Below are 26,283 nucleotides of genomic sequence, written 5' to 3' on the forward strand. Positions count from 1 at the left end.
GCGTGTGACTTAGTTTGAAACTACAAAGCTACAAGTTTCTAGACAGGGGACAAGCTTCATAAGAGCATGAGGTTGGCTCAGCCGATTGCCTTCCTGCGTAATACATCAAAAAAAGCCCAGATGAAGGGGAAAAAGGGCATAGTAGCAAATAACCGCAATTCGTCAATAAACCGGGTATCTTCATCCAGAAATGTGAAAACACGGTGATGGTTTTCGGCATAAACCCGGGTAAAAATATCATCGGCATTATGGCGGTGTTTCTCCAGTACGTTCAAAAAAATACTGTCGTAAAGCTTGAACCGACCAGCAAACCACGACGACCGCCGATTCGGCTTACCCGTTTCAGCCAGATTCTTAACGATGGCTTGTAGATAGCGTTGGGTCCGTTGAAAAGTATAGCCAGTAGACGGCTTTGTGAAACCGCCCGACGTACCAATCCGGATGATATGCTCAGAAAGATTCTCCTCTGTTGGTTCGTCAGACATTGGGATGACCCCATATTCAGTTTCCCGAATTTGATACCCACCCGTGTCTAAGAAGTGATCAATATACTGAAGGAGTTCAGCTTCATACTCAGCATCTGTCAAAAGCTGGTCATTGAAAAGGGTGAACTCAACCAGGGCCGTTTTTTCATCGAAAGGCAATATGTACATGAACCGACAATCACCATGCTGGGCCACCCGAAAATCCATAAGTTCCGGCTGACTCTGGTTAAAGCATGGTTTCTCGGTTGTAATGACCCAGCCCTTGAAATGCTGGAGAAGATTATGATTTTCAGGTTGGTCCAACTTCAGCGCGAACGTACTATCAAACACATAGTCAGCAAGATAAGGCTCATCGTCGGCAATAACGAAGCCTCCCTGGGGCGTATCTTTGATCCGGTTGATTGTCGCCTGCTGAAACTCAATAGTTGGATGCTTGCTCAGTTCATTACGCACAAACGCATAGAAGTCAATACCGCGTAGCATTTTATACTGATAGTCACCCATGTCAAGCGCTCCGGCATAGGTAGTGCCATGAAAGCTAACGGTTTTCCATTTGCGGAATAGAATGGACTCGAACGCCGATGTGTATGCAGCAGACCCACCATCGGGCTCCCAGAAACACCATGTGCGATCGTTCCGGTTTTTTAGCTCACTATCCAGAATTAATATACTGCGGGTACGCAACGGAGACTGACTCAGATAATATGCCAGACTTAAACCCGCCATGCCTCCCCCAGCTATGATGAAGTCATATTTTTTCATATGGCAAAAAAAAGTCCGGACCGTTGGCCCGGACTCTCTTGTATAAATAATGGGACTGCCTAATTGTTTGAAAACTTGTCAATCAACTAAACATTCACGTGCTTCTCGGCATGATAGCTCGACCGGACCAGCGGGCCAGACTCAACGTATTTCAAGCCACGCTTCAGTCCTTCTTCGCGATACATGGCGAACGTTTCGGGATGAATCCATTCGATCACTTCGTGGTGCATCTTGGTTGGTTGCAGATACTGGCCTAAGGTAAGAATATCCAGTCCGTTTGCCGCCAGATCATCCATAGCTTTAACGACTTCATCCTTTGTTTCTCCTAAACCCAGCATAATGCCCGATTTCGTCCGTTGCCCGTATTCTTTCGTCCGCCGAATCTGCTCCAGACTACGTTCATAACGAGCCTGAGGCCGAACGCGACGATAAAGCCGCTCGACGGTTTCCATATTGTGCGATACAACCTCCTGACCAGCAGAAATCATACGGTCCAAAGCCTCCCAATTCCCTTTTGTATCAGGAATAAGCGTTTCGATCGTCGTTGTTGGCGAAGCTTCTTTAATCAAACGTACTGTCTGATACCAGATTTCGGCACCCCGGTCTTTCAGTTCATCTCGGTTAACCGATGTAAGAACGGCGTGTTTAACTTTCATCAACACAATAGCTTCGGCCACGCGCCGGGGTTCATCGGTATCGTATTCGTTAGGACGTCCCGTTGCCACGGCACAGAACGTACAGCTCCGGGTACAAACGTTTCCCAGAATCATGAACGTAGCCGTGCCCGCGCCCCAGCACTCGCCCATATTCGGGCAGTTACCGCTTTCACAAATGGTGTGGAGCTTGTGCTCGTCCACGAGTTTGCGGACCTTGGCGTATTCAGGACCGATTGGCAGTTTGACACGAAGCCAGTCGGGGCGTTTTTTTCGTTGTTGTTCGGAGGGTATTACCGGTAGTTCAATCATAGCTCCTCAATCCTTTCCAGCAAAATTCGTTTTTCGGGCGTAAAGTTCAATAGCATTGGGCAAAGGGGCAAGGGCATCGGGTATTCTGTCATTTCCCGATGCCCTTGCCCCTTTGCTCAACGCCACTCATTTCTTACTCCCAAAAAACAAGGTAATATAGCCGGATGTGAAGAAGCTACGATTACCATCTTCACGCTTGCCGGTAGGATCGGTGTTTGGGATGATCACAACTTTATTGGGGAAGGCTTCAGCCAGAAACCCGATTTCAATACCTGTTGTATTCGTTCGAAAGGCACTCAATTCAAAACTCAGGGCCGCTTTTACGTTCAATCCTACGGTAAGCTTCGACTCGCCGATGCCCTGGAAAAAACCACCTGCGCCTGTTACTGTCTCACCCGTAGGCGTAGTAAATCCATTTACCTGCGACGCTGGGACCGTACGGGTAAAATTGCCGTAGGAAACTTCAAGGTAATACGGTTTGATAATACCCAGGGATGGGCCACCCGCCAGAATGCCACTTACCGCAATCCCTTCGTCGCCATTCCGTTGAAACAAGCGGACCTCCCGACCATATTGCGGACGTAGCACAAGCAAGTAATTCTCTTTGCCTTCGATGAAACGCGATCCGTAGGAATTAAGTGATGACGGCAGTTCCTTGGGATGCTTGACATTGACAAGCTCGACGCTCAAATAGCGGGCCTGCGGCATACCCAACAATGTTCCCGACAACAGCTTTGACTGACGGAACGAAAGTCCGCCAATTATGCCTGAGTTGGTATTCGTTGTAAGGCCGAAGGTGGTTACCGTTTGGTAATTATCTTCGTCGGCATCGGCTTTCTGTGTCACCCGCTGTGCTACACTATTCTGCATAGAGAAAAGCATACCGCTTAAAACCAGCCCAATTAATCCGTATATCGTTCGCATTTTCGTAATATCCTGAATTAAAGCTACTATTTTTTGCCCGTTTTCACAAAATCACAGCCCCTGAGTTGTGTAACTATGGCATTAATTTATATGTTTAAGCCCAAACCGGTTGTGAATTAATTTATAAAATAATTACCGACCAACTTACTAACTGATTTATGCCTACAATTCATATCAACTACCTCGGCGAGTTACGTACCGACTGTGTTCACCTGCAATCTGGCACGCACATAAACACTGATGCGCCAACTGATAATCAGGGTCGGGGTGAAGCATTTTCACCGACTGATCTGGTAGCTAATGCACTGGGCACCTGCATCATAACAACCATGGCCATACATGCTCGCCGTGACGGTATTGATCTGACAGGCAGCGCACTCGACGTAACAAAAATCATGACCAGCCAGCCTCCCCGGCGAATTGCCCGTATTGAAATCAATTTAACCCTTCAGGCCAATCGGGATGGAGCGTCCTTCCTGCCCGACGACGAAACCCGTGCCTGCCTGGAAAAAATTGCCCACACCTGCCCGGTAGCCATCAGCCTACACCCTGATATTGAACAGGCCGTGAACATCCGGTGGGAAGAAGAAGTAAACGCGTAAAAGATGTAGGGTTGGGGCTACCCGTGCAGTACGATATATGACTGCCATCAGAAGATGTAAATCATGGCGCGTAGGCCACCCGATCTTACTATCAGACTAATTTATAGAAAGCAAATCTGGCCATCATACTTAACATTTGTTAGACGATTTACTAAACGGCAGAAAACAGCCAGCTTGCTGGTAGTCTGACTATTAAAACAAGATAACTAAGCCAGGATTTTGTCCCAGGTATATATGAATTATTAATTAGCCCGTGATGATTTTCGGGTTTTGCGTTTTTGCCGCCAGTATTTAACATCGGCGGTTAGGTTTTCGAGGAAAAACGAGGGGCCAACCGATATATAGAAACCGGTATAGTTGATATTACTATCGGGAATGTCTTTTTTAAGAATGAAGCGGTAGCCAGTCAGTATGTTCAAACCAAACCAATGGATTGGCCGAAGCCAGGATATAGATGGAAATTGATAAGCCGCTGAAACCCCTACCCCAAGCGGCAAGAAAATGCCCCGCGCCACTTCGTGCCTGTTCGATACGTCGTCGTTGACCTCGTAACGTGAGTGACCATAGCCTAATTCAATGGGCATACTTACTTCAAATGCTTTTCGACGTAGTAGATAACGTTCGTAATAAACCGTAGCAATACGCAAATGACGCGTAACTGACTCCGACGTATTGGGCAGTAATCCTGGCCGGTCCAGATGCTGGTTGATAAAATAAAAACCGGCTCCTGCTTTAAAGCTAGCGGAACGGCCATTCTTAAGCTCAGAGCGCTTATGATTTGGAGGAAATAAAAAACCTGCCCGTATACCATATACGCTCACTGGCACACGACGATTTTCGTCATTACGCGTATCACTGAAAAAGAAAAAACGCTGGTCGGTTGACGCAGTAAACGTCCGTGAAGACGGCTGAGTTGGCTGAATTTTCGTTGAATCTTGTGATTTATGGTCAACCTGCATCGGCGTAGACAGGCTCGAAAGAGGCATATGTGTCAGGAAAAATAATAGGTAGAGAAGGCAAAGTGGCTTTACCTGCCAACTTCGATTCGGGCTTGTTTTCATAGTATAAAAACATAACCTATAAAGACCACAATAGTTAACATTCGGGGTCAGGCATCACGTCAAAGTAAGGTCTCTGCCAACCTAGCAATCGTGACAGGCCTTTACAATGAATGATTTCGCCAATCGCCTGGAAATGAGCTATGTAGATTACACACCCAATCGTAAAGCAGCACACGAAATACCAGAATGGTATAAGAAAAATACAATATTTATAGTATAAAAATTTATTAGTTCATTTTAAGTTCAAGCGCTATTGCTAAGAATAGGTCTCTATTTTTTACAATTAATTTTTCTAATAATACTGTCCGGGAACGTTCCCGGAAGCGCTTGCATAAAAATAGTCGGATAAATTCTTTTTAATGTCTATTTTTATTCTGAAGCTTATAGTAAATCTGATCAGAGCGAAATTATATAAAATAAGCAAAATTTCCTCAAATAATCCATATTTATATAGTCTATTAGTAAAAAAGGCTTACTCAACTCATAATCGCAGTTAAATAAGTAGAAACCCCTATTCCTGACGCTTTGGCCTACACGCAACAGTTCTATACCGTGTCTCATAAGCCATATTCCGTCTACACCGTTGAAGAGCTTGCTCTTGACGACCTGTTCGTACGTTGGGTACAGCACCCCGACGACGATGAGGTAGTAGCGTACTGGCAAAACTGGCTCGACCAAAACCCCGACTGCGTCGATAAAGTCGAAACAGCTCGACAACTTATTATCGAAGGTAGTAAGCCATTACTTCCGGTGCTTTCGTCTGACGAAATCTCATCCGTTTGGGGACGCATTCGTGAATCGTTTCAGACGATGGAGGATCTTCGTCCCCTTCAGCCCGATGTGCGGGCCGTTGTGGGATGGTGGTATTTTATCCGTACGGTGGCTGCAGCGCTGGGCGTAGTACTGCTCATTGGCTGGGCACTCTGGATGCAATATGGCCCCAATCAGTCAGTATCGACTGTCAGCACCGATGCTAACCAAACTCGCCAGATTCAGTTGCCCGACAATTCGTTCATTACGTTGCATGCTAACAGCTCCGTAAAGTATGTACGCCGGTGGACCGATGAAACGCCCAGAGCTGTCTGGCTAAAAGGAGAAGCCGACTTTGCTGTTGTTCACCGCAACGATACGTCGTCAGCCCGTTTGTTTCGGGTTCACACGGCCGACATTACCATTGAAGCGGTAGGCACTACGTTTCAAGTGCGGGAACGCCCCAAAAGTACCTGCGTAGCCCTAACATCCGGGCAGATAAATCTCCTGCTGAAACACCAGACTCCAATTCGGCTACAACCCGGCGATTCGTTCGAAGTCGCCACTGGCACAGCCAAGTCATTGCCCAATAATTAATCACTTTTTACTAAACCTACAATGCAAACAACTATTACGCAACCGCCACGGCAATCGTGGCTTCCTCTACTTGGCCTGACAGCGCTGGTGCTGGTTGGCCAACCGGCGTTTAGCGCGCCACCCATATACCCCATGACTGCATCAGACCCGTTGCAGGAACGCGTCGTGACGGGCAAGGTGCTATCGACCGATGACAACGGTCCGTTACCGGGCGTTAACGTGGCTGTCAAAGGCACTTCACGAGGCACCACCACGGATGCGAATGGTGATTATAAAATTAATATACCAGCTGGGGGAACTACGCTCGTCTTTTCATCGGTCGGTTTTCTGGCCCAGGAAGTAGTCATTGGATCGAAATCAACAATTGACGTTAAGTTAATCGCCGACGATAAAACCTTGAACGAAGTCATCGTGGTTGGGTACGGTACGCAGAAAAAGAGCCAGTTGACCGGTGCCATTTCGTCAGTTTCAGCGAAGCAGATTACCGAACAACCCATTACAAACATAGGTCAGGCGATGCAGGGCCGTGTTGCGGGTGTCGACGTAGCGCAGTCGGGAAGTAAGCCAGGCTCAACACCAACGATTCGGATTCGCGGCCGTCGATCGTTCAACGCGGGGAACAATCCATTGTACGTAGTGGATGGCATTCCGCTTACCGGGGATAGAAATGAACTGCTGGGCACTCGTCCATTCGACTTTACCTCCGGTGGCTATGAAGACCTGAATCCAAACGATGTTGCCTCGCTGGAAATCCTGAAAGATGCTACCGCAACGGCCATATATGGTGCCAGGGGTGCCAATGGCGTTGTCCTGGTAACGACCAAACGGGGTAACAACAACGGGAAAACGACAATCAGCTATGATGCCTACGCCGGTGTTACAGATCCATTGGACAAAGTTCACCTGTTTAATGGCCCTGAATTTGCCGAATACGTCCGGGAAGCTTACCGGTCTACCAATGAATACAATGATGCCAATGGAAAGCCCGTGCCAACCGGCGTAGCGGACGCTTATGCAGACGCCCACGTTGCCCCTTTAGGCGGAGATCCTGCTGTAGCCGCCGGTATTGCTGCCAATCGGAACACCGATTATCAATCGTTGATCCTGAGGCAGGGATTTCAGCAAAATCACTCCCTTGGCATTCAGGGGGGAACTGAAAAAACGCAGTTCTATATCTCTGCGGGCTATTTTCTTGACAAAGGCATTAATCCTGGTTTGGATTACTCACGCTATTCATTGCGGGCCAACATTGATCATCAAATCAATAAGGTGATCAAAGTTGGTGTTTCTTCGTATATGATGTACAGCGTTCGAAACGGAGCCAATCTCAATCCATACGGTTTCACACTTTCGCAAAATCCACTTGGCAGACCCTACGATGATAACGGCAACATCATCTTCTCGCCTACCAACGATGCGCTGCTGACTAACCCACTGGCAGAGATTGTGCCGGGCGCTCAGGTAGACCAAATCAAAAAATACCGCATTTTCAACAGTATCTATGCCGAGGCTAATATTATCAACGGCTTGAAGTACCGCGTCAATTTTGGTCCCGATTTTTCCGTTTCGCGCGCTGGTCGCTTTACTGGCTCCCAGACGAACGACCGGAAGGGGGGTGACCCAACGGCGTCTAACAACAATCAGTTTGGATTCAATTATACACTGGAAAACATCCTGACGTATAACAAGACGTTTGGTGATCATAATGTAGGAATAACGGCGTTACAATCCATTCAACGGGATAATTTTGAATACAGCAACTTATCCGTACAGGGTGTTCCGGCCGAAACCCAGCAGTATAATAATGTAGGCAACGCCAGTCTGGTGCTGGGCGTCGGTAGTAATTTGATTCAGTGGACGCTCAATTCGTTTATGGGCCGGATCAATTATGACTACAAGGATAAATACCTGGTCACTGCTACGTTACGGCGGGATGGTTCAAGTCGTTTCGGTGAAAACACCAAATACGGTAACTTCCCTGGTATTGCCCTGGCCTGGAACATCAATAATGAGGATTTTCTGAAAGAAGTTACCTGGCTCGATCAGTTGAAGTTACGGGTTAGCCGCGGTTCGGTAGGGAACCAAGGGGTGGTTCCTTATCAAACGCAGGGGCTGTTGAGCCGTACCGTGTATGCCTGGAACAATACGGCAGCTTATGGGTATCGGCCTAGTACCATTGGCAATCCTGATTTGAAATGGGAAACGTCGACCTCATCAAACATTGGTATAGACTTTAGTTTATGGCGGGGACGGGTGGCCGGTTCGATCGAATTCTACCAGACCAATACAACCGACCTGCTACTGTCTGACCAATTACCTCAGTCTATTGGCTTTAACGCCGTCACAAAAAACGTCGGCGAAACCCGCAACCGGGGAGTCGAAATTAGTTTGTCGACGGTAAACGTTAACTCAAAAAGTGGCTTTAAGTGGACAACGGATTTCGCCTTCACCAAAAATAACGAAGCGATTGTTTCTCTCTACAATGGTGCCGTAGATGACCTTGGCAACAAGTGGTTTATTGGAAAGCCGTTAACTGCCTTTTATGACTATAAAAAAGCGGGTATCTGGCAGACAAGCGAAGCTGACCTAGCAAAATCATACCAAAGTAAGGAAGGGCAAATTAAAATACAGGATACCGACAATAACGGCAAAATAACAGCCGATGACCGGGTGTTCCTGGGGTCAGATATTCCCAACTTTAGCGCCGGGATTACCAACCGATTCTCCTACAAAGGGTTCGATCTGTCGTTCTTTCTGTATGGCCGCTTTGGTCAAACAATTCTGAGCGGATTTCACCGGGATAACAACCAGTTGGCGGGTCGATATAATCAAATCAAGGTGGATTACTGGACGCCCAATAACCCAACTAATGAATTCCCACGGCCCAACCACAACCAGGAATTCCCCGTCAATAACTCAGCCTTATTTTACTTCGATGGTACGTTCGTGAAAGTTCGTAACATCAATTTTGGGTATACTTTCTCGTCAAAGCTAGCTCAGAAGTTGGGCATGCAATCATTACGTGTGTTTACCAGTATTCAGCAGCCGTTCATCTTCTCAACGTATCGGTCGAAGTACAACGGTGTCGATCCTGAAACAGCCGACGGAACTATCAATAATAACGTTACGCCTGCTACCCGGATAACGACCTTTGGTTTAAACGTTAAATTTTAAACGTATCGGATGAGGCTGTTTAATACAACTTTTAATTTCTAAAAAAATGAACCGTATATATATAAAAAAATCAGTTTGCCTACTTGGCACGCTGGCTTTCCTGCTGGTTGGCCAATCTTGTAAAGACGTACTGGAGGAAAAAGTAATCTCTTCTATTGGCAATGATTATATCAATACCCCGAAGGGTTTTGAGGATGCTACCAGAGCTTCCTATGCGCCACTACGCAGCTTCTACGCAACGCAACAGGGCCTAACCATGACGGAATTCGGCACGGATTTGTACGCGACCGGCTCGGATGGTAGTTACAAAGGCTTCCATTTCTACGATACCCAGCTGAATAGTTTTGTTGATATTTTACAGGGTGTTTGGGAAGAACTTTACCGGGGCATCAACACCTGCAACGCGGTGATCGGACGAGCACCGGCAGCAACGGGAATAAGTGACGCGCTGAAAAAGCAGCGGGTAGCTGAAGTTAAGTTTCTGCGTGCCCACTATTACTTTATCCTGGTTCAGCAGTGGGGTGGCGTAGACTTGCGTCTAACAGAAACACTGGGGCCTACCAAAAAAACCAGCCGGGCAACTGAAGCCGATATTTATAAAGCTATTCTGGCTGACCTTGAGTCGGCATTACCAGATTTGGAGAACAAAGCCAGATCGTCGGACTATGGCCGTGCAACAAAAGCGGCTGCGGAGCATCTCCTGGCTCGTGTATACCTGACAAAAGCAACGTCGTCAGCGAAAGCAGCCGACGATTACGCCAAAGCAGCTACGTATGCCCAGAATGTGATTGCCAACTATGGGTTTAAATTATTGCCCGATTTTGCGAGTGTATTTGCGCAGGGAGCAGGCGAGATTAATGATGAAGTAGTTTTCGCGGTTCAGTATACATCCGATCCGCTGACCAATGCTGCCTCATCGCCATTAGCCAGTTCCGGGGGGAACACCGGGGGCAACAACCTTCACCTGTTCTTCGGTATGCAGTATGATACGCAGGCCGGCATGGTTCGGGATATCTTTTATGGCCGACCCTTTCGGCGCTTACGCCCGACAACTTACGCCCTGGAAACTGTTTTTAAGGATCGTGTGAATGACTCCCGGTATAAAAAGTCGTTTCGGGATACATGGTTGAGCAACAATCCAGGTACATTTAATACGGCCTTTGATAAATCGAAGTCAACCGTTACGTTCAAAGCGGGTGACACGGCCATTTTCATCCCTGGCTACGAAATGCCACTGGCAGAGCGGGCAAAAAAACCATATCAGGTTCTCGTGCCAAGTGCCTACAATGAAACGCTGTTCCTGCCCCTTCAGAAATTCTTCGACCCTCTCCGGCCCGACAAAACATATGAGCCCGGTAGCCGCGACTATCTGGCATTCCGCTTAGCCGAAACGTACCTGATCTTAGCCGAAGCTCAGATTAAGTTGGGGAAACCGACAGAAGCGGCTGCGGCCATCAACGCAGTACGTCGGCGAGCGGCCTGGCCTGGCAAAGAAACAGCGATGGAAATTACGCCAGCTGCTGCCACAATGGACTTCCTGATGGAAGAGCGCGGTCGTGAACTAATGGGTGAACAGATGCGCTGGATGGATTTAAAACGCTGGGGTAATCTGGTTGAGCGGGTTAAATTGTATAACCCTCAGGCGGCTCCGAATGTGAAAGAGACGAATAATCTTCGTCCCATTCCACAAACGCAGATCGACCGCACGGAGAAAGCTGCTGATGGCACCTCTGGTTTTCCGCAGAATCCGGGATATTAAAAGTTAAAGAGCGAAAGGGTGAATGGGCGAAAGAGTGGAAAAATAGGCAACGACCTTTTCACTCTTTTACTCATTCATCCTTTCGCTCTTTGAACGTAGTAAGATAATTCGATTGCTGTCTTTAGATAAATAGCCTTTAACAAGTGTCCTAAACCTCTCTGTTTTATGTCAATCGAAAAAAACGAACCTGTCACTCGGAGAAAGTTTCTCGATCTGGCAGCAAAAGGTACGCTGGCATCAACTGCATTCATCAGTGGTTTTCCAACTATCGTTCCGGCTTCGGTGTTCGGTAAAAATGCACCTAGCAACCGAATTAACGTAGCGGCAATTGGTACAGGGCGTATCTCTCGCGGACACGACATGCCGGGCGTTTGGCAGTACGACAACGCGCTGATTATGGCCGTTTGCGATCTGGATACCAAACGGGCCGACGATGCCAAAAAGTTGGTCAATGGCTACTACGCGAAGAAAAGTGGCAAGGATTACGACGGCGTTAAGGTCTATCACGATTACCGGGAGCTATTGCTCAATAAAGACATCGACGCTGTCATCGTCAGTACACCCGACCATTGGCACGCGCCGATTGTGATTGATGCAGTTCGAGCCAAAAAGGACGTGTATATGCAAAAACCGGCTTCACTCACTATTGCCGAAGGACGGATGATGGCTGACGCGGTGAAACAATCGGGTCAGATCGTGCAGGTGGGCAGTCAGCAGCGGTCGTCGGAGCAGTTTCGCTATGCGGCAGAACTGGTACGTAACGGACGTATTGGTGAGTTAAAAACCGTGTATGTTGGTCTGCCTGGTGACCCATCAGGCAATGAGGAACCACAAATGCCAGTGCCCAAAAACCTTAACTATGATATGTGGCTGGGCACAACGCCCGAGGTTTACTATACCGAGAAACGCGTGCATCCCCAAGCCGATTATGACCGGCCAGGCTGGCTCCGTTGCGAGCAGTTCGGCGCAGGTATGATAACGGGTTGGGGCGCCCACCATGTCGACTGCGCACACTGGGCCATGAACACCGAACATACGGGACCGATCGAAATCTGGGGGAAAGCCGATTTCCCAAAAAGTGGCCTGTGGGACGTTCATGGTATATTCCGGACGGAAGGGTTGTATGAAAATGGCGTCCATATGGTCGTCAGCAACGAGATTCCCAACGGCATTAAGTTTGAAGGAACAAAGGGCTGGATCTTTGTCTCCCGTGGCGATGCTGCCGTGACCACCAGCGATCCGATTGCCAAACAAAATGCAGCGAAAAAACTCGATGCCAGCGACCCAAAAATCCTGGAGTCGGTCATTGGACCGAATGAGGTTCATCTGACGGTTAGTAAGGAGCATCACGGCAACTGGCTGGAGAGCATCGTGAGCCGAAAAGAACCCATTGCCCCTGCCGAAATAGGACACCGTTCCTGTACAACCTGTCTGCTCCACCATGCAGCCATGAAACTAAACCGGAAGCTCTACTGGGACCCCAGGAAAGAACAATTCAAAAACGACCCGGAGGCTAACAAACTGCTGTCTCGTCCGCAACGCGCTCCATATGCGATAAAAATGGTCGCTTCCGCTAAAAGTCATTAGAAATTTTCAATTTTCGCCGGGTTAAAACCCGGCGCATTTTTACATCTCTCATTGCAATTGCGCCGGGTTTTAACCCGGCGAAAATAACAGTTCCATGAAGTTAGCCCCCACCGTTAGTAGCTTGCTTATGGCTACGTTAATTGCCGCTTGCCAGTCGTCGGAAAAGAGCGAAACGAGTAAAGCCGCTTTTCAACTGATTACACTGGACCCTGGCCATTTCCACGCAGCACTGGTTCAAAAATCCATGTATGAAGGTGTCGATTCAGTGGTGCATGTCTATGCACCCGATGGCCGTAGCGACGGACCGTCCGACCTGCAATTGCATCTGGACAAGATTCAGGGCTATAATACGCGTCCCGATAATCCAACACACTGGAAAGAAGAGGTGTATAAAGGCGCCGACTTTTTTGACAAAATGATTGCCGACAAAAGTGGCAACGTAGTGGTCATGGCCGGTAACAACCGGCTGAAAACCGACTATATTCAAAAAACTGTTGATGCTGGCTTCAACGTATTGGCCGACAAGCCAATGGTGATCAGTGCCTCAAACTTCGATAAGCTGAAAGAATCGTTTACGACTGCCGAAAAGAAGAACGTACTGCTCTATGACATCATGACCGAGCGCTATGAAATCTCGACGATGTTGCAACGGGCCTTTTCCCAACAACTGGATGTGTTTGGTACGCTGGAGAAGGGAACACCTGGCAATCCGGCCGTTACGAAAGAGAGCGTTCACCATTTCTACAAGAACGTATCGGGCAGTATTCTTACCCGTCCGGCCTGGTTTATGGACGTAGCACAACAGGGCGAAGGCATTGTGGACGTAACAACTCACCTGATTGATCTGGTACAGTGGGAGTGTTTTCCAGAACAAGTCATTGATTATCAGAAAGACATAAACCTGACCTCGGCCCGACGCTGGACGACCGACATGACCCTGAGCCAGTTTAAAGCCATTACAAAGCAGGAATCTTTCCCCGATTACCTCAAAAAGGACGTAGTGAAAGACAGCATTCTACGGGTGTATAGCAACGGTGAAATCAATTACCAACTGCGGGGCATCCACGCCAAAGTCTCGGTAACCTGGGCCTACAAAGCACCCGAAGGCGCGGGCGACACCCATTATTCCATCATGCGCGGCACGAAAACTAACCTGATTATCCGGCAAGGGGCAGCTCAGCAATACAAGCCAACCCTGTACATTGAAGCGGTTGCCGGAAACAAGCCACTGGAGGCTTCTCTGAAAGCTGCTTTACCAAAAATTCAGCAGGAATTTCCAGGCGTTGATATAAAGAAAATCGCTACGGGTTGGGAGGTTGTCATTCCAGAAAAATACAAGGAAGGCCACGAAGCGCATTTTGGTCGGGTGGCGCAAAAATATTTCGACTACCTCAAAGCCGGGAAGCTACCCGCCTGGGAGGTGCCCAATATGATTGCTAAATACTACACAACAACGCAGGCACTGGAGCTGGCGAAGAAATCTAACTAATCAACGATGAACGCACCACAGGCCAATCGGCGAAATTTTATAAAGGAAACCATCAGTACGGCGGCTGGTTTGGTTGTATTACCGGCTTTACCCACTGAATTGATCGGCGCACCGGCTATTCTGCGTAGTGGATCGCTCGGGAGTGACTCAGCCCCGGCGGGGGCGGCCCGAATTCGGTTTTCGGTTATCGGGATGAATCATGGCCATATCAATAGCCAGGTTGGGGCTGTCATTCGGGGCGGAGGTGAATTTGTCTCCTTTTACGCCAAAGAGCCTGATTTGATGGCTGACTTTGCTAAGCGTTACCCGCAGGTAAAACAGGCGAAAAGTGAGTCAGAAATCCTGGACGACAAGACCGTTCAACTTGTTCTTAGCGCGGGCATCCCCGTCGACCGGGCTCCCCTCGGTATTCGGGTCATGAAAGCGGGCAAGGATTATATGTCTGATAAGCCCGGCATCACAACCCTCGAACAACTCGCCGAAGTACGCAAGGTGCAGAAAGAAACCAAGCGTATTTACTCCATTATGTACAGCGAGCGGTTTGAAAACCGGGCAACCGTCAAAGCGGGCGAACTGGTCAAATCCGGCGCGATCGGGAATGTGATCCAGACTATCGGCCTGGGGCCACACCGAATGACGCCCAAATCGCGGCCCGAGTGGTTCTTCGACAAGAAAGAATTTGGGGGTATCATCTGCGACATTGGTTCGCACCAGTTCGACCAGTTTCTGTTCTTCACCGGATCTAAAAAAGCGGACGTAGTGGCTTCGCAGGTTGGCAACGTTCATTTCCCGCAGTACCCTAAGTTTGAAGACTTCGGCGACGTCATGCTACGTGGGGATGGCGGTATGGGCTACATTCGGGTTGACTGGTTTACGCCCGATGGGCTAAAAAGTTGGGGCGATGGTCGTCTGACGATTCTCGGGACGGAAGGCTTCATTGAGATCCGGAAGAACATCGATCCGGCCGGGCACGAAGGGGGAAACCATCTTTTTATTACCGATCAGAAAGAAACCCGCTATATTGATTGCAACAAAGAGCCGTTGCCCTATGGTGAACAACTCGTCAACGACGTTCTTAACCGAACCGAAACGGCGATGACGCAGGAGCACTGTTTCCTGGCTACCGAATTGGCGCTCAAAGCCCAGAAACAGGCACAGGAGGTTCACTTGAAAAAATAAATTGGTATTCTGGTGCGGGTTTAAACCCGCACCTGTTAATATTACCAGCATTCGCTGGTATCCTGGTCATTTCCCTCCATTGGCACGCCAGTAAGTACTGGTGATATTAACAGACACGTTGGTACCGCGCCCGAGCGGTGAGTACCCGCGCCAGAATTTCAACTATCTCTTGGCTGCTACTATTCTGATTATTGACGACGAGCCCCGGTTACGTCAGCTTCTGGCCCGGATCCTGCAACTCGAAGGCTATACCGTCCTGGAAGCCGACAATGCACGTAGTGGTCTCAAAATCCTTGAGCATGAGGAGGTTCAATTGGTAATCAGTGATGTAAAACTGCCCGACAAAAACGGCATTGAGTTGTCGGCCCAGATCAAGCAGCTTTATCCTGCCACCGAAGTCATTGTCCTGACGGCTTATGGTACCATTTCGGATGGCGTAACAGCGATTAAAAATGGGGCGTTTGATTACATCACCAAAGGCGACGATAACGACCGAATTATTCCGCTGGTTAGCCGGGCCGTCGAGAAGGCAAATCTGCAATTCAGGATCAAACAACTTGAACAACAGGTTGGTCAGCGATACGGATTCGATAGCATTGTGGGTCGATCAAAACCCATTCAACAAGCGATTGAGCTATCGCGTAAAGTAGCCGTCACTGAAACAACCGTTCTGCTGACGGGCGAAACAGGCACGGGTAAAGAAGTATTCGCCCAGGCTATTCACCAGGCGAGTCCCCGCCGGACGGGACCATTTGTGGCTATCAACTGTGGAGCTCTGGGCAAGGATATTCTGGAAAGTGAACTGTTCGGGCACCGGAGTGGAGCCTTTACGGGTGCTAACCGCGACCAGAAAGGCTTATTTGCCGAAGCCAATAAAGGCACTATTTTCTTGGATGAGATTGGAGAAATGCCTCTTGACTTACAGGCCAAACTGCTACGTGTGCTCGAAACGCACGAGTTCCTGCGCGTGGGCGATACCAAGCCGACGAAAACCGATGTCCGTGTGATTGCAGCTACCAACCGAGGACTGGAGCAGGAAGCCAATGCCGGTCGGTTTCGGCTGGATTTATATTATAGGCTATCGGTATTTCAGATTGAACTCCCACCGCTGCGCGATCGACGTACCGACATCCCTGAGTTAGCTGAGCAGTTTGCCCGACAAAGTGCCGCTAAAATTGGAAAACGAGCCGTGCGACTCAGTCCGACTTTTGTACAGAAATTACAACAGCACGCGTGGAAGGGCAACATTCGCGAATTGAAAAATGTCATTGAGCGGGCTGTGATCCTCGCCGATACGTCTCCCGATGGCTCCATTGAGCTGACGCCCGATCTTCTTCCCTACGAGATACAGGAAAATGGGATTTTGAATGACCCGACCGCGCTGGATTTAGCGACTGTGGAACAGCAACACATCCGTCGGGTGCTACGTCAGACGAATGGCAATAAAACCGAAACTGCCCGGCTGTTGGGCATCGGTCTGACAACACTTTACCGAAAACTTCAGGAAGCGGGCTTAAGTGACTGATAACTAATTGCCTGCATTCTATCGAACGCTATCGTAACAGTAGCGTCGTTAGTGCACCAGGTCAAAAAGTCGCCTGGATATGGCTCACCCCTTATACAGCGTTGACGCCACAAAGACCAACGGGTGTTGTTCAGTGTTACCAGAGATATTTTCACTCGCTCCGATTATGAGCAAACTACGCTAATCGCCACTCGCCACCTTATCAAACTGAAAAGCTGACCCTACCATTTTGGTAGGGTCAGCTTTTTTATGAACATATCCCAAGCTATTCTTAAAACTTTTAACTACTGATTATCAACATATTAAATCTATTATCGAAATAAGCTACTTCTCTGGACTACTTTTTGGCATACCCCCACCAGATAACGTTTTTAATCAATCATGATCATGGGTACTCTCCTGCTTCTTGTTGCCTCAGCACTAATCTGCTTCACTCTTTTTTACAAAGCCATCGAATGGTTCGAGAAAATCTAAAGATAAAAGTTAGGCCCTGGTTTCACTCATTCACGCAAAAAAATGCTCACGCTCTTATTTATTGTCTCGCTGTTGGTTTTCGCGTACATGCTGTACGTCCTGATTAAACCGGAAAAATTTTAACCGGATCGTCTCCCTCTCCTATGTCTGGAGTAAAACACATTCACTATGTCAACTGAATTATTAGGCGTCGCAGTCATGTATGGATTAACTCTCCTACTGGCCATTCCGCTGGGCAAATACATTGCCAACGTATTCAAACCCGAGTCTGCCAATGGCCCGGTCGAACGGTTCATTTATCGGCTCGCTGGAATTGATTCCAGCCGCGATATGACCTGGAAAGAAAACCTTGTAGCCTTACTCACAATCAACGCTGTTTGGTTAGCCTTTGCGTTTACATTGTTGCTGATACAGGGCTCACTGCCCCTTAATCCGGACGGAAACCCGTCAATGACACCCGATCTGGCGTTCAATACGGCCATTAGTTTTATGGTCAACTGCGACCTGCAACACTATTCGGGCGAGTCGGGGCTAACGTATCTGACGCAACTGTTTGTGGTCAATTTTCTGATGTTCACCTCGGCCGCAACAGGAATCGCTTCGCTGCTGTTGGTTGTGAGATCGTTTCTGCCTAAAGCAGTCGATACGGTCGGTAATTTCTACGTATTCTTTGTAAAAGCGATCACTCGAATCCTGCTGCCGATTTCGTTCGTAGTCGCTCTGCTGCTAGCCTTCAGCGGCACTCCGGCCAGTTTCGATGGCAAAGACAGTATCGTAACCATGCAGGGTGATACGGTTGGTGTATCGCGTGGGCCAGCGGCTGGTATGATTGCCATTAAACACGCAGGCACCAACGGCGGAGGCTGGTTTGGCACCAACTCGGCACACCCGTTCGAAAACCCTACCTATTTTACTAACGTAGTGGAAATGGTGGCGCAGGTACTCCTGCCAATCGCGATGTTGTTTGCATTAGGCTTCCTGATTAACCGTCGACGGTTTACCTGGGTTGTCTATGGCGTCATGACGATTGGTATGCTTTGCCTGCTTATTCCAACATTAGTGACGGAATTCCATGGCAATCCGACCATTGCTCAGTTGGGGGTGAGTCAGCCAACCGGCGCGATGGAAGGCAAAGAAGTACGTTTCGGCCCACTGGCATCGGCCTACTGGAGCATTGTCACAACGATTATTTCAACCGGATCAGTCAACTCGATGCACGACTCATCGATGGCCTTGTCGGGCACAATGGAGCTGTTGGGTATGATGACCAATGCCTTCTACGGCGGTTGTGGCGTCGGTTTTCTGAACTACTATTATTACCTCATCATTGCCGTCTTTATTTCAGGATTGATGGTCGGCCGGACCCCGGAACTCTTCGGGCGGAAAGTCGAAGCGCGGGAAATCAAGATTGCCTCGATCGTTGCCTTGCTCAGTACATTACTGATAAAAGGTGGAACGGCTCTAGCCGCCTGGGTTTATGTTAACTACTCGGATGGTGCCGGGTCCGATTGGCTGGTGAAGCCTTCAGCCTGGTTGAACAATCCAGCCAATCATGGCTTCACGGAGATACTTTATGAATTCACGTCGGCTAATGCCAACAATGGTTCGGGGTTTGAAGGACTAGGCGATAACAACTTTTTCTGGAACTATGCCACGGGCATTGTGCTGATTCTGGGGCGGTTCATTCCAATCATCGGTCCGGTAGCCATTGCGGGTCTACTTGCCCAGAAAAAATACGTACCAGAATCGTCTGGAACACTCCCAACGGATACCGCTACGTTCGGGCTGATGACCTTCGCCGTTATCATAATCATTACAGCTCTATCGTTTTTTCCAGCCCTGGCATTGGGACCGCTGGCCGAATACTTCTCACTTAAATAATTAACTATCTAAATCAGATTTTTTCTGGTTCGGAAACCAATATCATGGCAAAGCAAAATTCTTCCCCCGCCCTCTTTCAGCGCGAACTGGTAAGCAAGGCAATTCGGGATTCGTTTGTCAAACTTAATCCGGCCATTCTCATCAAGAATCCGGTCATGTTCACCGTCGAAATCGGTACCGTCGTCATGGTGCTGGTAACGGCCTACATCGCCCTCACAGGTGATACATCGCAGGGAACGCTGGGCTATAACATCGCCATCACGTTTATTCTGTTGCTGACGATTCTGTTCGCCAATTTCGCCGAAGCCATTGCCGAAGCACGCGGCAAAGCACAGGCAGAATCACTACGTAAAACGCGGCAGGAAACGCCCGCAAAAAAAGTCGTTGGCAATGATCGCATTGAATTAATCTCCTCAGCGCAACTGCAAAAAGGCGACGTATTTCTCTGCGAAACGGGCGACATTATTCCGTCCGACGGCGAAATCATTGAAGGTTTAGCCACTATCGATGAATCGGCCATTACGGGTGAATCAGCGCCAGTTATACGGGAATCGGGGGGTGATAAATCGTCGGTGACGGGCGGTACAAAAGTGCTTTCCGATCGCATCAAAGTACAGGTAACGACTCAACCCGGCGAATCATTTCTGGACCGAATGATTGCGCTGGTGGAAGGGGCCAGTCGGCAGAAAACGCCGAATGAAATTGCCCTTACGATTCTGCTGGCCGGTTTTACCCTGATTTTTATCATCGTCTGCGTCGCATTGAAACCTTTTGCGGATTATGCTAATACGCCGATCACCATTGCAGCCCTGATTTCGCTGTTCGTGTGCCTCATTCCAACGACCATCGGCGGCTTGCTTTCGGCCATTGGCATTGCGGGTATGGACCGCGCACTGCGGGCGAACGTAATTGCCAAGTCGGGCCGGGCCGTCGAAACGGCAGGGGATATTGATACGTTGCTGCTCGACAAAACGGGCACAATCACCATTGGCAACCGGAAAGCAACCAATTTCTACCCTGCTCCGGGCATTTCAGTAGACGACATGATACGGGCGTCGGCACTCAGTTCACTGGCCGACGAAACCCCGGAAGGCAAGTCCATTGTCGAACTGGCTGGCACGAACGTAACGAGTCGTTTATCAACAGAAGGCGCTACGTTGATCAAGTTCACTGCCGAAACCCGGTCATCAGGCATCGACATGCCCAGCGGCAAAAACGGTTCGCAAGTGCGAATTCGGAAAGGGGCCACCGATTCGATTCGGACTATCGTTGCACGGGCAGGGAATATCTTCCCAGCCATAACGGAGGAACAAGCCAAAAAGATTGCTGCGAATGGCGGTACTCCGCTGGTCGTTTCTGAGAATGAAGTAGTTAAAGGGGTTATCGAGTTGCAGGACATTATCAAACCCGGCATTTCGGAACGCTTCGACCGGCTACGAAAAATGGGCGTTAAAACCGTAATGGTAACGGGCGACAACCCATTGACGGCTAAGTTCATCGCTGAAAAAGCGGGCGTCGATGACTACATCGCCGAAGCCAAACCCGAAGACAAAATGAACTACATCCGTCATGAGCAACTAGGCGGCAAACTCGTAGCCATGATGGGCGATGGCACCAACGACGCGCCTGCTTTAGCACAAGCCGATGTAGGCGTAGCGATGAACTCTGGAACACAAGCCGCCAAAGAAGCCGGAAACATGGTGGACCTGGATAATGACCCAACCAAACTGATTGAGGTCGTTGAGATTGGGAAGCAGTTGCTTATCACACGGGGTACCCTGACAACGTTTTCGATTGCCAACGACGTAGCGAAATATTTCGCCATCGTTCCAGCTCTGTTCGTAGTGTCGATCCCAGCCTTGCAAGCGATCAATATCATGAAGTTGCACAGCTCGGAATCGGCCATCCTGTCGGCGGTTATTTTCAACGCGATCATCATTCCCATGCTGATTCCGCTGGCATTACGTGGTGTTGAATACAAACCGATTGGTGCGTCGGCCCTACTTCGCCGGAACCTGCTTATCTATGGCGTTGGCGGCCTCATTGCTCCGTTCATTGGCATCAAGTTGATCGATCTGGTCGTGGGGCTGTTTGTATAACGCTATGACACCACCGGGTTAAAACCCGGTGCAAATGGGAAATAGAATCAATTGCACCGGGTTAAAACCCGGTGGTATAAAAATAAAAAATCATGAAAAATCACATCTCACCAGCCATTCGGCTTACGCTTGTACTGCTGGTTATTCTTTCTATTGTTTATCCCATTGTCGTAGCTGGCATTGCTACGTTAGCGCCAGGGGGCGGAAAAGGCGAAACGATTATGGTTAATGGCAAAGTTGTCGGCTATGCGCTAATAGGTCAGAAGTTTACCGAGGACCGCTATTTCAACGGGCGCCCATCGGCCGTTGACTACAATGCAGCCGGGTCGGCGGGATCGAACAAAGGTCCGTCAAATCCCGACTATTTGAAAACCGTTCAGGCCCGGATTGATACGTTCCTCGTGCATAATCCGGGAGTAAACAAGTCCGCGATTCCGACCGAATTAGTAACGGCATCAGGTTCAGGACTAGACCCGGATTTATCGCCGGCGGCTGCAAAAATTCAGGTGGCGCGGATTGCCACGATTCGCAAAATCAGTGCTGAACGATTGAATCAACTTGTTGATGAACAGACCAAAGTTCCTCTGTTAGGATTACTCGGCCCATCAACGGTAAATGTGTTGAAACTAAATGTGGCACTCGACGCTCTGAAGTAAAAAGTCTGTGCCAAGCTCTAGCTTGGCCCGTCAAATATACATATGGTCAAGCCAGAGCTTGGGCCAGACTGAGTACAACCAAACGACCATGAAAAATATAGTTTACCCATTGCTGGTCACTACGTGGCTGGTGGTGACGTTGCCCTCGTTGGCACAAATAGCTATCGATTCTACAACCCGCTCAACTTCGACACCCTTACCCGCCGGGCTAAACTTCTCTGGTTACGTTGAAGCGTATTATACGCACGACTTCACCGCTCCGAAAACCGCCCAGGAGCGGCCGGGATTTTTGTATAACCACAAGCGAAACCGCGAAGTGAACGTAAATCTGGCGTTTATTAAAGGCTCCTACAGTACTGAGCGCGTCCGGGCGAATCTGGCAATTCAGGTTGGTACGTATGCGCAGTACAACTATGCCGCTGAGCAAGGTTTACTGAAGAATATATTTGAAGCCAACGCCGGGGTCAAGCTGAGCAAAACGCATGATCTCTGGCTCGACGCGGGCATTTTCTCGTCGCACATCGGGTTTGAAAGTGCAATTTCAAAAGATTGCTGGACGCTGACCCGTAGCCTTGTGGCCGAAAATTCGCCCTACTATCTGGCGGGGGCAAAACTGACCTATAACACGCCAAATGGCAAATGGACTCTTTTGGGATCGGTACTAAATGGCTGGCAACGGATTGCCAAACTACCCGGCTATTCCGGTCCATCAGTCAGTACGCAGGTGCAGTTCAAACCAACATCCAATTTTGTTTTTAACTGGAGTAGTTTTCTGGGCAGCGACCGGCCCGATTCACTAAAGCAAATGCGATTTTACAATAATATCTACGCGATTGTGAATCCAAACGAAAAAGTCAGCGCCATTCTCGGTTTCGATATTGGTGCCGATCGCAAGCCTGTCGGCGCTGATGGTCGTCGGGTGGGCAATGGCAGCTACGTCTGGTATGCGCCCGTAGCCATTGTCCGCTATTCGCTGAGCGACGTAGTGAAACTGGCGGGACGGGTGGAGTATTATGATGACAAAAACGGGGTAATCATTGCAACGGGCACACCAAACGGTTTCAAAACCTGGGGGTACTCGCTAAATGTCGACTACTTTATTTTGCCCACAGCGCTCTTCAGAATCGAAGGAAAAGTTTACAACAGTCAGGACGCTATCTTTGAAACGGTAAGCAGCGCCAGTAAGACAAACACCTCACTGACAACGAGTTTAGCGGTTTCGTTTTAATTTACTTTTTGTCATCCCGACAAAGGAGGGATCTTCGCTAATAGCAGATAAAAATCTTCTCACCCGAAGATTCCTCCTGCGTCGGAATGACAAAAAATGACCCAATCCTGTTAGCAAAAATGAATCCCAACGATCAGAACGCCGAGCATTTCCTGAACCTCCTCCGTCAATCCAGGCGGGGGAAGTTTAAGGTGTATATTGGCATGAGCGCGGGGGTTGGCAAATCGTACCGTATGTTGCAGGAAGCCCATACCCTGCTTCGCGGAGGAATCGACGTTAAGATTGGCTTCATTGAAACACACAACCGGGCCGAGACGCATGCGCTCATTGCCGGTTTACCCATTATTCCCCGGCGTAAGCTGTTCTACAAAGGCCGCGAGCTGGAAGAAATGGATGTGCAGACCGTAGTGAATAGCCATCCCGAACTGGTGATTGTGGATGAACTGGCGCATACGAACATTCCGGGGTCGAAAAATGAAAAGCGCTGGCAGGACGTACTGGATATTCTGGATTCGGGCATTAACGTGATCAGTGCGGTTAATATTCAGCATATTGAGAGCCTGTATTCATCGGTGCATCAAATTACGGGCATCGACGTCACCGAGCGCGTGCCGGATCGGGTGTTGCAACTGGCTGACGAGGTCGTCAATATCGACCTCACCGCCGATGAGTTGATCACGCGTTTGAAGGAAGGGAAAATTTATGATCCGGGCAAAGTTGAAACGGCGCTACGCAACTTCTTTCAAGCCGAGAAAATTCTGCAACTGCGCGAACTGGCGCTACGTGAGGTCGCCACTGCCGTTGAACGTAAGATTGAAACCTCGCTTCCAGCGAACAGCAAAGCAAAACCCGAGCGATTTCTGGCTGCCATCAGTTCCAACCACGAGATTGCCCGACATGTTATTCGCAAAACGGCGCGACTGGCCGCTTACTATAACTCGCGTTGGTTTGTGCTTTATGTTCAAACGCCTTCCGAAAACTCCGACCGTATTAAGCTCGATGTACAGCGGCATTTAATCAACAACCTTAAATTAGCCACCGAACTGGGGGCCGAGGTTATTCAGGTCAAAAGCAGCAACATCGTTACCAGCATCATGACCGAAGTTGAGAATCGTAACATCACAACAGTCTGCATTGGCAAGCCGCACCTTACCTTAATCCAGATTATTTTGCGGACGAACGCCTTCAATCAACTTCTCAACAAACTGTCGGGCTCGGATACAGACCTGATTATACTGTCGTAGCCATGAGTATAAAAAGCAAAATAGCCGTCGCTCTGGCGTTTATGTTTACCATTATTCTGGTACTCGGAGGCTTGAGCGCCTATTACCTGAATGAGCTTTCCAGCGATTCGCAGGCGATTTTGAAGGATAATTATATCTCGCTCGAATATGCCAGCAATATGCAGAAGGCACTGGCCATGTTCACCGAAACGCCTGAGCATGACCCCGAAGGCCTGACAGATTTTGACCGAAACCTGAAAAAGCAGGAAGGCAACGTAACAGAAATTGGGGAGCAGGAAATAACCAGTAGTTTACGCCGGGAATTCAATCGACTACGGACTAAACCTACTGATTCTCCGATTATTGCCCGGATTCGGCAACACCTCTTCGCACTGGACGACATAAACCGGCAAGCGATTATCCGCAAAAACGAAACGGCTAAACAAACGGCCAAAGAGGCCTTGCTATGGGTAGCGGTTGCAGGAACAGTATGTTTTCTGATTCTATTCTCGTTTATTATCAATTTTCCTGGCTACATCGCCAATCCCGTGCGCGAGTTAACGAGGGGGATCAAACAGGTAACCAAACGCAATTTTGAAGAACGTTTGCACATCGATTCCAACGATGAGTTTGGCGAATTGGCTCAGGCGTTCAACTCAATGGCGCAGAAACTGGATGAATACGAGCATTCCAATCTGGCGCAGGTGCTGTATGAAAAACGACGTATTGATACCCTTATCCACATTATGAGTGAGGGCATTGTGGGTATGGACGAAAAACGGCGCATTTTATTCGCCAATCCGGTTGCCTGCCGACTGTTGGGTATGGACGAAGCGCAGTTAGTAGGTCAATATGCACCGGACATAGCGGCCTCGAACGACTTGATGCGCACGTTGATCCAGGATATCATGACCGATACCCCACTCGATACCGAACAGAATGGGTTTCTCAAAATTTACGATCCCCGACCGGATAGTTCCCGACCGGATGGTATTCAATTGGATGATTCGGGGGCAGATGGACGCGGGAAAGAAAGTTATTTCAAACGGCGAACACACAGGGTCGATGTGATACGTACTGGCGAAATACATTCCGAACTGGCAGGCTACGTGATGGTGCTCGAAAATATTACACCCTACAAAGAACTCGATTTAGCCAAAACCAACTTCATCGCCACGATTTCGCACGAACTTAAGACACCCTTATCCAGCATCAAAATGAGCCTTAAGCTACTGGAAGACAGCCGCATTGGACAGGTGAATGACGAGCAGAAACAACTCATCGGCAACATCAGCGACGATACCAACCGGTTACTGAATCTGACGAGCGAACTTCTGAATATGGCGCAGGTCGAATCGGGTCAGATTCAGTTGAACATACAGGCCGTGGTACCTGCCGATGTGATCAATTATGCGACCAATGCCCTTCGCGTCTCGGCGGAGAACAAACACATCAGACTTTCGATAACGGTTCCCTCAGCACTCCCCACTGTGTTGGCTGACCCCGATAAAGTCTCCTGGGTATTGGTTAACTTTCTTTCGAACGCGATACGGCATAGCCCCGAAAACAGCATCATTGACGTGTCGGCGCAACAGGTCAATACGTATGTTGAGTTTCGGGTACGCGACCACGGTGCGGGTATCCGGCCTGAGCATCAGGACAAAGTGTTTGATCGTTACTTCAAAGCCCCCAGCCTTAACGGACAGGCAACTCAATCTGCCTCCAGCGGCACAGGTCTCGGTCTGGCCATTTCGAGCGAATTTATCCAGAGCATGAACGGCCAGATCGGACTGGACACCAGCATCACCGACGGAGCGGCTTTCTTCTTTCGGCTGCCCATCGATCGGCACGCGTAGATAAGCT

19 protein-coding genes are annotated in these 26,283 nt (G+C 49.0%); 15 read left to right on the forward strand and 4 right to left on the reverse strand.

Going from position 1 to position 26,283, the window contains the following annotated elements:
- Positions 1 to 77 precede the first annotated feature (77 nt).
- The 3 genes from ACYVEA_RS05190 to ACYVEA_RS05200 all read right to left on the reverse strand — a co-directional run bounded on the left by ACYVEA_RS05190 (position 78) and on the right by ACYVEA_RS05200 (position 3,136).
- Positions 78 to 1,247 carry a lycopene cyclase family protein gene (locus ACYVEA_RS05190; protein ID WP_461112271.1) on the reverse strand — a complete coding sequence of 390 codons (1,170 nt, stop codon included), beginning with the start codon at positions 1,245 to 1,247 and terminating at the stop codon, positions 78 to 80.
- 86 nt (positions 1,248 to 1,333) lie between these two features.
- Positions 1,334 to 2,212 (reverse strand): lipoyl synthase, encoded by an 879-nt coding sequence (lipA, locus tag ACYVEA_RS05195; protein ID WP_461112272.1) that lies wholly within the window; start codon positions 2,210 to 2,212, stop codon positions 1,334 to 1,336.
- 126 nt (positions 2,213 to 2,338) lie between these two features.
- A complete protein-coding gene (locus ACYVEA_RS05200; protein ID WP_461112273.1) occupies positions 2,339 to 3,136 on the reverse strand; it encodes a hypothetical protein in 798 nt (265 codons plus the stop codon).
- Between the two features lie 158 nt (positions 3,137 to 3,294).
- Here ACYVEA_RS05200 and ACYVEA_RS05205 point away from each other — a divergent pair, with 158 nt between their 5' ends.
- On the forward strand, positions 3,295 to 3,738 hold the full coding sequence (locus tag ACYVEA_RS05205; protein ID WP_461112274.1) for an OsmC family protein: 444 nt from the start codon (positions 3,295 to 3,297) through the stop codon (positions 3,736 to 3,738).
- Between the two features lie 242 nt (positions 3,739 to 3,980).
- On the opposite strand, the gene ACYVEA_RS05210 is transcribed toward ACYVEA_RS05205, so the two are convergent.
- Positions 3,981 to 4,799, reverse strand: coding sequence for a hypothetical protein (locus tag ACYVEA_RS05210; RefSeq protein WP_461112275.1), 819 nt, complete (start codon positions 4,797 to 4,799; stop codon positions 3,981 to 3,983).
- A 552-nt stretch (positions 4,800 to 5,351) separates the two neighbouring features.
- Here ACYVEA_RS05210 and ACYVEA_RS05215 point away from each other — a divergent pair.
- The 14 genes from ACYVEA_RS05215 (at position 5,352) to ACYVEA_RS05280 (ending at position 26,276) form a co-directional block, all read left to right on the forward strand.
- The gene (locus tag ACYVEA_RS05215; protein ID WP_461112276.1) at positions 5,352 to 6,146 is read left to right on the forward strand and encodes a FecR family protein; all 795 of its coding nucleotides are present in this window, start codon (positions 5,352 to 5,354) and stop codon (positions 6,144 to 6,146) included.
- A gap of 21 nt (positions 6,147 to 6,167) precedes the next feature.
- A complete protein-coding gene (locus ACYVEA_RS05220) occupies positions 6,168 to 9,320 on the forward strand; it encodes a SusC/RagA family TonB-linked outer membrane protein (RefSeq protein WP_461112277.1) in 3,153 nt (1,050 codons plus the stop codon).
- 46 nt (positions 9,321 to 9,366) lie between these two features.
- Positions 9,367 to 11,079, forward strand: a complete 1,713-nt coding sequence (locus ACYVEA_RS05225; RefSeq protein ID WP_461112278.1) for a RagB/SusD family nutrient uptake outer membrane protein — start codon at positions 9,367 to 9,369, stop codon at positions 11,077 to 11,079.
- A gap of 165 nt (positions 11,080 to 11,244) precedes the next feature.
- Positions 11,245 to 12,666: a Gfo/Idh/MocA family protein gene (locus tag ACYVEA_RS05230; protein ID WP_461112280.1), complete on the forward strand. Its 1,422-nt coding sequence runs from the start codon at positions 11,245 to 11,247 to the stop codon at positions 12,664 to 12,666.
- A gap of 94 nt (positions 12,667 to 12,760) precedes the next feature.
- A complete protein-coding gene (locus ACYVEA_RS05235) occupies positions 12,761 to 14,155 on the forward strand; it encodes a putative oxidoreductase C-terminal domain-containing protein (RefSeq protein WP_461112281.1) in 1,395 nt (464 codons plus the stop codon).
- 6 nt (positions 14,156 to 14,161) lie between these two features.
- Positions 14,162 to 15,334, forward strand: a complete 1,173-nt coding sequence (locus tag ACYVEA_RS05240) for a Gfo/Idh/MocA family protein (RefSeq protein ID WP_461112282.1) — start codon at positions 14,162 to 14,164, stop codon at positions 15,332 to 15,334.
- 169 nt (positions 15,335 to 15,503) lie between these two features.
- Positions 15,504 to 16,859: a sigma-54-dependent transcriptional regulator gene (locus ACYVEA_RS05245; RefSeq protein WP_461112954.1), complete on the forward strand. Its 1,356-nt coding sequence runs from the start codon at positions 15,504 to 15,506 to the stop codon at positions 16,857 to 16,859.
- A gap of 516 nt (positions 16,860 to 17,375) precedes the next feature.
- Positions 17,376 to 17,456: a potassium-transporting ATPase subunit F gene (locus ACYVEA_RS05250; protein ID WP_461112955.1), complete on the forward strand. Its 81-nt coding sequence runs from the start codon at positions 17,376 to 17,378 to the stop codon at positions 17,454 to 17,456.
- Positions 17,457 to 17,501: 45 nt separating this feature from the next.
- A complete protein-coding gene (kdpA, locus tag ACYVEA_RS05255) occupies positions 17,502 to 19,214 on the forward strand; it encodes a potassium-transporting ATPase subunit KdpA (protein ID WP_461112283.1) in 1,713 nt (570 codons plus the stop codon).
- Positions 19,215 to 19,258: 44 nt separating this feature from the next.
- Positions 19,259 to 21,313 carry a potassium-transporting ATPase subunit KdpB gene (gene kdpB / locus ACYVEA_RS05260; protein WP_461112284.1) on the forward strand — a complete coding sequence of 685 codons (2,055 nt, stop codon included), beginning with the start codon at positions 19,259 to 19,261 and terminating at the stop codon, positions 21,311 to 21,313.
- A 92-nt stretch (positions 21,314 to 21,405) separates the two neighbouring features.
- The gene (locus ACYVEA_RS05265; RefSeq protein WP_461112285.1) at positions 21,406 to 21,969 is read left to right on the forward strand and encodes a K(+)-transporting ATPase subunit C; all 564 of its coding nucleotides are present in this window, start codon (positions 21,406 to 21,408) and stop codon (positions 21,967 to 21,969) included.
- Positions 21,970 to 22,057: 88 nt separating this feature from the next.
- Positions 22,058 to 23,197 (forward strand): porin, encoded by a 1,140-nt coding sequence (locus ACYVEA_RS05270; RefSeq protein WP_461112286.1) that lies wholly within the window; start codon positions 22,058 to 22,060, stop codon positions 23,195 to 23,197.
- Between the two features lie 119 nt (positions 23,198 to 23,316).
- Positions 23,317 to 24,441 carry a sensor protein KdpD gene (locus tag ACYVEA_RS05275; RefSeq protein ID WP_461112288.1) on the forward strand — a complete coding sequence of 375 codons (1,125 nt, stop codon included), beginning with the start codon at positions 23,317 to 23,319 and terminating at the stop codon, positions 24,439 to 24,441.
- Positions 24,442 to 24,443: 2 nt separating this feature from the next.
- Positions 24,444 to 26,276: an ATP-binding protein gene (locus tag ACYVEA_RS05280; protein ID WP_461112289.1), complete on the forward strand. Its 1,833-nt coding sequence runs from the start codon at positions 24,444 to 24,446 to the stop codon at positions 26,274 to 26,276.
- The last annotated feature ends 7 nt before the right edge of the window (positions 26,277 to 26,283 follow it).

This window comes from Spirosoma jeollabukense, from assembly GCF_054777855.1.

Bases quoted from the DNA above. Each gene is read 5' to 3' on its own strand.
- ACYVEA_RS05190 (WP_461112271.1), bottom strand. From the start codon at position 1,247: ATGAAAAAATATGACTTCATCATAGCTGGGGGAGGCATGGCGGGTTTA.
- lipA (WP_461112272.1), bottom strand. From the start codon at position 2,212: ATGATTGAACTACCGGTAATACCCTCCGAACAACAACGAAAAAAACGC.
- ACYVEA_RS05200 (WP_461112273.1), bottom strand. From the start codon at position 3,136: ATGCGAACGATATACGGATTAATTGGGCTGGTTTTAAGCGGTATGCTT.
- ACYVEA_RS05205 (WP_461112274.1), top strand. From the start codon at position 3,295: ATGCCTACAATTCATATCAACTACCTCGGCGAGTTACGTACCGACTGT.
- ACYVEA_RS05210 (WP_461112275.1), bottom strand. From the start codon at position 4,799: ATGAAAACAAGCCCGAATCGAAGTTGGCAGGTAAAGCCACTTTGCCTT.
- ACYVEA_RS05220 (WP_461112277.1), top strand. From the start codon at position 6,168: ATGCAAACAACTATTACGCAACCGCCACGGCAATCGTGGCTTCCTCTA.
- ACYVEA_RS05225 (WP_461112278.1), top strand. From the start codon at position 9,367: ATGAACCGTATATATATAAAAAAATCAGTTTGCCTACTTGGCACGCTG.
- ACYVEA_RS05230 (WP_461112280.1), top strand. From the start codon at position 11,245: ATGTCAATCGAAAAAAACGAACCTGTCACTCGGAGAAAGTTTCTCGAT.
- ACYVEA_RS05235 (WP_461112281.1), top strand. From the start codon at position 12,761: ATGAAGTTAGCCCCCACCGTTAGTAGCTTGCTTATGGCTACGTTAATT.
- ACYVEA_RS05240 (WP_461112282.1), top strand. From the start codon at position 14,162: ATGAACGCACCACAGGCCAATCGGCGAAATTTTATAAAGGAAACCATC.
- ACYVEA_RS05250 (WP_461112955.1), top strand. From the start codon at position 17,376: ATGCTCACGCTCTTATTTATTGTCTCGCTGTTGGTTTTCGCGTACATG.
- kdpA (WP_461112283.1), top strand. From the start codon at position 17,502: ATGTCAACTGAATTATTAGGCGTCGCAGTCATGTATGGATTAACTCTC.
- kdpB (WP_461112284.1), top strand. From the start codon at position 19,259: ATGGCAAAGCAAAATTCTTCCCCCGCCCTCTTTCAGCGCGAACTGGTA.
- ACYVEA_RS05265 (WP_461112285.1), top strand. From the start codon at position 21,406: ATGAAAAATCACATCTCACCAGCCATTCGGCTTACGCTTGTACTGCTG.
- ACYVEA_RS05270 (WP_461112286.1), top strand. From the start codon at position 22,058: ATGAAAAATATAGTTTACCCATTGCTGGTCACTACGTGGCTGGTGGTG.
- ACYVEA_RS05275 (WP_461112288.1), top strand. From the start codon at position 23,317: ATGAATCCCAACGATCAGAACGCCGAGCATTTCCTGAACCTCCTCCGT.
- ACYVEA_RS05280 (WP_461112289.1), top strand. From the start codon at position 24,444: ATGAGTATAAAAAGCAAAATAGCCGTCGCTCTGGCGTTTATGTTTACC.